The organism is Vogesella mureinivorans, assembly GCF_007644035.1.
GTDB classification, from domain to species: domain Bacteria; phylum Pseudomonadota; class Gammaproteobacteria; order Burkholderiales; family Chromobacteriaceae; genus Vogesella; species Vogesella mureinivorans.
This window is the reverse complement of record NZ_VMTV02000054.1, coordinates 1-471: the sequence shown is the minus strand read 5'-3', so window position 1 is coordinate 471 and position 471 is coordinate 1. Positions and strand designations below refer to the sequence as shown.

1 protein-coding gene is annotated in these 471 nt (G+C 71.1%); it reads left to right on the top strand.

Features of this window, described 5'->3' with window-relative positions:
• Positions 1–471: PAS domain-containing protein (locus FLQ44_RS23450; RefSeq protein ID WP_206208612.1), on the top strand; the 471-nt coding region annotated here is incomplete at both ends.

Sequence of the window (471 nt, the reverse complement as noted above, 5' to 3'; positions counted from 1 at the left end):
CAGTCAGCGGCTATCGCGACGGCGACTTCAGCTTCGGCGTGGCCTGGGACGCCGACGACGAGCTCGGCGATCTGGTGCGCACGCATAACCAACTCGGCAGCGTGCTGCGCGAGCAGCGCCAGTCCCTGGTGCAGCGCGAGCTGCTGCTGGACACCATGCTGCAGAACACGCCGGTGGCGATGCTGCTGGCCGATGCGCAGGGGCATCTGGTCTACGCCAACATCGCCGCGCGCCGGCTGCTGAACGGTGGACGCCGCATGCAGGGCCTGAGCCTGGAGGCCGCACTCGACGGCCAGCCCGCCAGCCTGCGCGAGGCCATCGACAGCGGCCGCGACGGCCTCGTCAGCCTTGGCGAGCGCGAGGATGACGACACCTGGCATCTGGCCCAGCGCGAGTTCCGCGTGAATGGCCGCGCGCATCGACTGCTGTTGCTGCGGCCGCTGGCCCAGGAGCTGCGCCGCGCCGAGGTGC